Here is a 7,183-nt window from a genome sequence, read left to right as displayed (position 1 = left end):
GTGTGGCTTCCAAAATCGCCAGCAGCAGCAGCGGCAGCCAGATCCCCGCTTCCAGGATCGCCAGTTGGAGCTGCGGGTAGCCGCTGAGGAACCCGCCGTAGCCGAACGTCAGCGCGGCGACCAGCCCGCCCGTCACCGCCGCGACCGGCGGCGCGCCCAGATCCCGCGCGGCCAGCCGCCGCACGAAGGCGTACATCAGCAGCGTGCCGAGCAGCACGTGCAGCGCCATTTCCAGTTGCAGCGCCGTGTACAGCGCCCCCGCCGACCTGTCGCCGCCGATTTCGACCGCCGCCACGGTCAGCAGGCGCGGCGGGTAAAACACCGCCGACTGCGTATCCGCCACAAACGGGTGCCCCGCGTAGTTATAGGGGTTCCACAGCGGCACGTCGCCCTCGCTCAGCCGCTCGACCTGATAGCCGAAGAACGCGACGAACTGTCCCGAAAAATCGCCCTCGGTCAGCGAAACGGCGTCTTGCGCCTGCGGCGTCAGGATGCGCCAGAAATACAGGCCCCACAGCGCGACCAGCGCCAGCACGGCCAGCGCGTCGGGTGCGCGCCGCGCGCGACGGGAGGATAGGGCAGGGATTGGAGCAATATCGGCCATAGAATCACTTATTGGGTGCGGCGGATCTCAGGCAATTGTAGCCCGCCGGTGAGCGCGTGCACAGCGGCAGCCTCAGGCGGAACGCTGATTTTCATTATGGCATAGGCGGGCGGATTTGTCTGCGCCGCTCGTCCTACGCGCGCCGTACGTCGCCGGGCACTTGACAGGTGCGGCATCTTGGGCCTATACTGGCATTGGTAGTGAGCGCTCACTCAGTATGGAGTACATCATGGTCGAAAAGACAAACCGGCGGGACGACATCATCGCAGCCGCAGCGGACCTCTTCACCCAGCAGGGCTATTCGGCGACGACCGTACGCGAGATCGCCGAAAAAGTGGGCTGCGCCGAAGCCGCGCTCTATTACCACTTCAAGGGCGGCAAGCGGGAGCTGCTGAACGCCGTGTTCGATAGCTACATCCCGGACCTGAAGGGCGCATTGGACGAGATGGCTCAGGGCACGTCCCTCCACGATGCCATTTTGCGCTTTGGCCTGATGATGGTTCAGCTCGCCCCGGCCAAAATGGAGCGGTGGCGCTGGATTCTGGCCGAGATGCCGCGCCTGACGGAAGCCGAACGTGGGCAGATCCAGCAGCGGTTTATGACGATTCATAACGGCGTGACCGATCAGATCGCGCGCTTCGTGGACGACCGCGTCGAAGCCGATCAGATCGCGTGGCTTGTGATGTCGGCTATGTTCGGCTATGGGCAGTTCTTCTTCAGCCTGGACATACAATCTCTGGTGGATCTGCCCTCGCTGCATTTTGTCGAGCGGCTGGCGGCGGGCATTGTCGCCGGTCGCTAGCTCTTTTTTTGCCTATCTTACTGAGTGAGCGCTCACTAAAGTAGCGCCCAGGAAGGACGAATTTGAGGTGGTCACCGAAGGGTTTGAGACGGTTCCGGGCTATTCCCGGCGCTGGATCGGTCTGTTGTTTGTGGGAATCTCGCTGTTGGTGATCAGCCTGGACAACACGGTGTTGAACGTCGCGCTGCCCTCGATCTCGAACGATCTTGGCTCGTCTACCAGCGAATTGCAGTGGATCGTGGATGCCTACGTGCTCGTCTTTGCGGCGCTGCTGCTGACGATGGGATCGATTGGCGACCGTGTCGGGCGCAAAAAGGCGCTCCAATGGGGGCTGGCGTTGTTCGGGATCGGTTCGTTTGTAGCGGCGCGCTCGACGTCCACCGAGATGCTGATCGCCACGCGCGCTTTTCTGGGCATCGGCGGCGCGATGATCATGCCCGCCACGCTGTCCATCATCAGCGCCACCTTCCCGCCGAAGGAGCGCCCGCAGGCGATTGCGCTCTGGGCGGCGACGTTCGGCCTGGGGATCGGCATCGGGCCGCTGGTGGGCGGCTGGCTGCTTGAGCACTACGAATGGAGCGCCGTGTTTTACCTGAATCTGCCGGTCGTGACCGTAGCGATCATCGGGGACGCCTGGGTCCTGGCCGACTCCAAAGACGACCACGCGCCGCGCCCGGACATTCCCGGCGTGCTGCTGTCGATCGCGGGGCTGTTTGCTCTGGTGTACGGCATCATCGAGGCGGGGATCGACGGCTGGACGGGCAGCACGGTGTTGGGCGCGTTTGCGCTGGCGTTCGTGCTGCTGGCGGCTTTCGGCTGGTGGGAGGGTCACGCCGCCAACGCCATGCTGCCGCTCCAGTTCTTCAAGAACATGTCGTTTACCGGGGCGAGCATGGCGTTGATGTTTGCCATGTTCAGCCTGTTCGGGTCGGTCTTTTTCATCAGCCAATACCTGCAAACGGTGCTCGGTTTCACGGCGCTCGAAGCGGGTATCCGGCTGCTGCCGCTGGCGCTCACCATGGCGGTGACGTCGGCGCTGTCGGCGCGGCTTGCGCACCGGTTCGGCGTCAAGGCGATTGTGGCGGTGGGGCTGCTGATCGCGGCGTCGGGACTGTACTACATGGGGCGGCAGTACGAAATCGGCACGTCGTACGGCACCATCGTGGTCGGCATCGTCACGCTGGCGACGGGCATGGGACTGACGATGAGTCCCGCCACCGACTCGATCATGGGAGCCGTGCCGGTCGCCAAAGCGGGCGTTGGGTCGGCCATGAACGATACCACGCGCATGCTTGGCGGCGCGCTGGGCGTGGCGGTGCTGGGCACGATCATGAACGATCGCTACCTGGAGGAAGTCGAGACGCTGCACGAGGCGCTGCCCCAGCTTCCCGCCGCCATGTTCGACGTCATTTCCGACAGCGTCCAGGCGGCGCACGTAGTGGCCCACCGGATGCTGGCCGGCGTCAGCCTGCCCATCCCCGACGGGCTGCTCGAATCGGCCAGCCGCACGATCCTCGACACGGCGAACCGGGGATTCGTCGTCGGGATGAACGACGCGATGATCGTCGGATCGATCGTGATGGCCCTGACGTCGCTGTTCGCCCTGTTCGTGCTGCCGAGCAGGGTCCAGCGCCCCGCCGAGGAGGGTGCATCCAACGCCGAACTCGCCCTGGCCGCGAGCGAGCATCCGTCTGTGGTGGCTCCTCAGAACTGACCCTGCAGGAGTAGAGCGGTGGAAGAGGCAGGCAGCACAGGTGAAGGCTGCCTGCTTTGCTTTCGGGGCCCCGTGCAGCCGGGTTGTATGCTCAGGACGTTTGTTTCGTCGCCAGCAGCATCTCGAAAAAGCTCGCGGTGCGCGTGGCGATGCTGTCCCACGTAAACTGCGCCGCCAGACCGCGCGCGCTGGTGCTCATTTGCGCGCACAGGTGCGGGTTTTCGGCCAGATCCTCGATCGCGACGGCCAGCGCCGTCGGTGAATCCGGCGGGATCAGCCGTGCGGCGCGGTCGCCTTCCAGTTCCGGCGTGTTGAATTCGGGCCGCGTCGTGATGATCGCACAGCCGTGCGCCAGCGCCGCCATCAGGCTCCCGCGCCGGAACGATACGCCGTCGCGGTAGGGCAGCGCCACCATATCGACCGCCAGCAGATGCCCGCTGACCTGTTCGTTGTCCACGAACCCGGTCCAGTGCACGTGATCGCCCAAATCCAGCTTATCGATCAACTCGTCGATCTCGCGCGCAAACACGATGTTCGTGGGGTCGCTCGTCCCGGTCCGCCCGCCGATCATCAGCAGCTTGACCGGCAGCCCGTTGCCGCGCGCGATCTTGATCCCTTGCAGCAGCGTGTCGATGCCCTTGCTGGCGTTCAGAAAGCCGAAGTAGCCCACCACGATGTCGCTGGGCTGGAAGCCGTTCGACGCGCGCCACAAGTCGCGGTTGTACCCGCCCGGCGGGGCGGGGGCGATGTTCGAGCCGATCGGGATGTGCTGAAGCTGCTGCGCCGTGCTGCTTGAGGCCAGCCGTTCCTCGTCCACCGGGTTGGTGACGATCACGCCGTCGCTGCTGCGCGCCAGCGTCAGCACGGCCTGATAGCGCAGCGGCCCGGCCTTCGGGAACAGATACGGCACCAGCAGGTCGTGAAACGTGGTGACCACCGCCACGCCGTCCAGCCGCATCGGCAGCACGTGCACGAACGCCGACATGTTGTACGCGGCGGCCTGGTACTGGATGTTTACCACGTCGAGCTGGTGTGCGGCGGCCCAGTGCCGGATGCGCCCCAGCGTGCTCCAGCGCCAACTGTGTGCGTCGGCGGTCACCTTGATCGTGCCGTTGCTCTGGAGCGGGGTGGCGCGATAGTCGGTGAAGATGAAGATCTCGTGTCCCTGTGCGGCCAGCGCGCGGCTGAGTTCCTGCGTAAACGCGCCTACGCCGCCCTGCATGGGCGGGTACTCGCCCGTAATCTGCCCGATTCGCATACGGTCTCTTTCGGTTGTCGGCAGCAGGGAGCCTGCCCCCGGTTATTACCCGCTTAGTTGAAGGTCGCCAGCGCGCGGATCACCCGGCGATAGGTGGCGATTCGCTCGCGGCGCATCGCCCGGCGCGAGCCTAACAGCGCCTTGCCGCCTTCCTGCGCGATTTGCAGTGCGTAGCTTAACAACAAGAACGCGCGCAGGGCAAGCGCCGCCAGCCGCCCGTGGAACTTGCGGTAGTAGCGCAGCTTGCTTTGCTGGAAATAAATGTGTTTGTTGGTCGGGATCTGCTCGGTGCTCTTGCCGCCGTAATGCGTGATCGTCGCGTCCCCCACGTACACGATCCGCCAGCCCGCGTCTTTGGCGCGGCGGCACCAGTCCAGTTCCTCGCTGAACATCACGTAGCGCTCGTCCAGCCCGCCGATCTGCTCGTACACGGCGCGGCGGGCCATCAGCGCGCAGCCCTGCATCCAGTCCACGTCAAACGTGCCCTCGTCGGGCTGGTCTGCGACGTAAAACCGGTCGAGCACGCGGCGCGGCGCGTAGCCTTGCAGCCACGTGCTTTCGAAGATGCCCGTGAGCAGCGTCGGGAAGCGGCGGCGCGTAGATTGCGTGGTGCCGTCCGCGTTGAGCACGCGCGGCCCCACCAGCCCGACTGCTGGATGCTCGTCCAGGTAATTCACGAGGCGGTTCAGCGCGTCGCCGTGCACCAGCGTATCGGGGTTGAGCAGCAGCAGGGCGCGTCCCTGCGCGGCGGCCAGCGCGAGGTTGTTCCCGCGCGTGAAGCCGACGTTCTCCGTCTCTGCAAACAGGCGTACCCACGGGAACCGCTCGCGGATCAGCGCGGGCGTGCCGTCCCCGCTGGCCGAATCGACCACGATCACTTCCACGCGCGGCCCGGTATCGCCGTGTTTCGCGCCGTCAGGCCCCACGCGCACGACCGGCGCGGCGGCGATGCTGTCCAGGCAGTCCGCCAACAACTCTGCGACGTTCCAGCTTACGATGACGATCGAAAGATCCATGCGGGTTTAAGGTCCGTTCCACGGCTCGACGCTCAACAGCGTGCGGCCTGCATAGTAAATCCGGTACCGCTGGCGCTCCGGCCTGTCTAGCCCCTTCCACCGCAGCCAGCGCCGGTAGCTGACGATCAGAATGTGATTCTCCACGCGCAGACGCGGGTTGCGTGCGGTGCCTGTGGCGTGCAGCGGCCCCTCGATCAGATGGACGCGCGGCTTCAGGATCTCGGTCGAGGCGCGCCCCACGATGACCATCAGCGCCACGATCAGGACCAGCAGGGCGACCAGGGCCGGTCTTTCGGATGGCGGCACGGTCGGCGCGATGGCCGCCGCCAGCAGCATGTCCAGCAGGATCAGCACGCTGCCCACGATGATGATGCGAACGCCTTGAAACCTCACGGTCTGCTTCTGCCGCACGCTCAACTGTCCCTCCTGGTTGAGCGCCAGCTCGTCCGGCGAAAAGCCGAACCACAGTGCCAGCGCTTCGACCGTATTCGGTGGCTGAACGTGCGCCGCCACGTCGAAGGTTGGGCCAAGCTCTCGCAGCCAGAAGGGCCGTTGTCCCATCATAGACCGTCCTGCCCTGTGATACGCGGTCTAGCCTCATTTTACCAGCAATTTACAGATCCTCCGTACCCCGTTCATACCCACATTACAATTCTGCATGAGACTGGTTCCATACGACTCGATGATGCGGCGCTGCGCCCGCCAAGGGGGGCACTTGCTGCGATCTTGGAAGGAGCGACAATGATAGGGCAGTGGATGAAGCGCGCCGGGGCGCTCGTGCTGGGCACGGCGCTGGCATGTGGCGCGGCAGGCGCGGCGTTCGCGCAGGGATCGACCCCGGCGGAGACGCCGCGGCAGCGGCTTTCGGACGATGTGTTCCAGGCAGTCGCGGAAGCGACCGGCCTCTCGGTCGATGAAGTATGGGCGGAGGTGTACGATGGTCGGACGTTGGCGGAGGTTGCAGAGGCGCGAGGTGCGGACCCGGAGGCGATTGTTTCGGACGTCACCGCTCAGGTTTCGGCTGAGATTTCGGCGGCGTCGGCGGATGGGTCTCTGACCGAGTCGCAGGCCGAGCGGCTTCTGGCGCGCCTGCCGGATGCCCTCGATCGCGCGATGTACTTCACCCACGCGGGGCCGCGCGCCGGGGTGCGTGTTGCCGTGGGCGGCGTCCACCAGTTGATCGCCAGCACGGCGGACGCAACTGGCCTGTCTCGCCTGGAGATCTGGCAGGCGCTCGATGACGGCCAGACGCTCGCGGATCTCGCGGCGGCGAACGGCTCCTCGGCGGATGATGTGATTGCGGCGGCGCTGGCGGCGACCTCCGACCGGCTCGACACGGCGGTCGAGCGGGGGCGCTTGAGCGACGATCAGGCGAGCGTCCTGCGTGATCGCGCCGCGGAAAGCTACGCCTCGCTGGTCAACGAGACGCTGCCCGGCTGGCGGCTTCCGGCGCGGGTGCGCGCGGATGGCCTCCTGCGCGGACGCCTGGGGCCGGGCCGTTTCGTGTACTAGAAACAGTCACGCACGCTCCGCGCGGGAAAATGACCGTGTGACGCATGACATTCGTGTTCCGTAGGGGCGGGGCTTGCCCCGCCCGTTTTCTCCCATGACACGCATTCCGTAGGGGCAATTCACGAATTGCCCTGACACAGGGAGCGGATCTCCCCACCAAAAACACGTAGGGGCGTATTGATGCGCTTTAACTTTTAAATCCGGCACACCAGGGCGGGTTAGAAACCCGCCCCTACAAAACCCCATCGGGCGCTGCTTGTCTCCCCTCTCCAACCCA

Annotated in this window: 6 protein-coding genes and 1 pseudogene; 3 read left to right on the top strand and 4 right to left on the bottom strand. The window is 65.4% G+C overall.

Translation table 11 applies throughout. From position 1 onward, the window contains the following. Positions 1-604 (bottom strand): annotated as a pseudogene (locus V7116_RS24790) (hypothetical protein); the annotation flags it as partial. 229 nt (positions 605-833) lie between these two features. Here V7116_RS24790 and V7116_RS24785 point away from each other — a divergent pair. Both V7116_RS24785 and V7116_RS24780 read left to right on the top strand, forming a co-directional pair. Further along, positions 834-1,406, top strand: coding sequence for a TetR/AcrR family transcriptional regulator (locus V7116_RS24785; protein WP_324394682.1), 573 nt, complete (start codon positions 834-836; stop codon positions 1,404-1,406). A gap of 67 nt (positions 1,407-1,473) precedes the next feature. Then, a complete protein-coding gene (locus tag V7116_RS24780) occupies positions 1,474-3,120 on the top strand; it encodes an MFS transporter (RefSeq protein ID WP_324394681.1) in 1,647 nt (548 codons plus the stop codon). Positions 3,121-3,211: 91 nt separating this feature from the next. Here V7116_RS24780 and V7116_RS24775 read toward each other — a convergent pair whose 3' ends face one another. From V7116_RS24775 to V7116_RS24765, 3 genes are read right to left on the bottom strand one after another with little or no spacing between them, the layout of a single operon-like run. Beyond that, positions 3,212-4,378: a glycosyltransferase family 4 protein gene (locus V7116_RS24775; protein ID WP_324394680.1), complete on the bottom strand. Its 1,167-nt coding sequence runs from the start codon at positions 4,376-4,378 to the stop codon at positions 3,212-3,214. A gap of 53 nt (positions 4,379-4,431) precedes the next feature. Continuing rightward, positions 4,432-5,394, bottom strand: a complete 963-nt coding sequence (locus tag V7116_RS24770; protein ID WP_324394679.1) for a glycosyltransferase family 2 protein — start codon at positions 5,392-5,394, stop codon at positions 4,432-4,434. 6 nt (positions 5,395-5,400) lie between these two features. Further along, on the bottom strand, positions 5,401-5,958 hold the full coding sequence (locus V7116_RS24765) for a hypothetical protein (protein ID WP_324394678.1): 558 nt from the start codon (positions 5,956-5,958) through the stop codon (positions 5,401-5,403). A 177-nt stretch (positions 5,959-6,135) separates the two neighbouring features. On the opposite strand from V7116_RS24765, the gene V7116_RS24760 reads away from it, so the two are divergent. Continuing rightward, positions 6,136-6,906, top strand: coding sequence for a hypothetical protein (locus tag V7116_RS24760; RefSeq protein WP_324394677.1), 771 nt, complete (start codon positions 6,136-6,138; stop codon positions 6,904-6,906). Positions 6,907-7,183: the final 277 nt, after the last annotated feature.

This window comes from Aggregatilinea sp. (assembly GCF_036822615.1).
Lineage (GTDB): Bacteria > Chloroflexota > Anaerolineae > Aggregatilineales > Aggregatilineaceae > Aggregatilinea.
This window is presented reverse-complemented; position numbering and strand designations above follow the sequence as displayed.

What these genes read in the sequence shown, in the direction of transcription:
- V7116_RS24785 (WP_324394682.1), top strand. Translation starts at nt 834, where the DNA reads ATGGTCGAAAAGACAAACCGGCGGGACGACATCATCGCAGCCGCAGCG.
- V7116_RS24775 (WP_324394680.1), bottom strand. Translation starts at nt 4,378, where the DNA reads ATGCGAATCGGGCAGATTACGGGCGAGTACCCGCCCATGCAGGGCGGC.
- V7116_RS24770 (WP_324394679.1), bottom strand. Translation starts at nt 5,394, where the DNA reads ATGGATCTTTCGATCGTCATCGTAAGCTGGAACGTCGCAGAGTTGTTG.
- V7116_RS24765 (WP_324394678.1), bottom strand. Translation starts at nt 5,958, where the DNA reads ATGATGGGACAACGGCCCTTCTGGCTGCGAGAGCTTGGCCCAACCTTC.
- V7116_RS24760 (WP_324394677.1), top strand. Translation starts at nt 6,136, where the DNA reads ATGATAGGGCAGTGGATGAAGCGCGCCGGGGCGCTCGTGCTGGGCACG.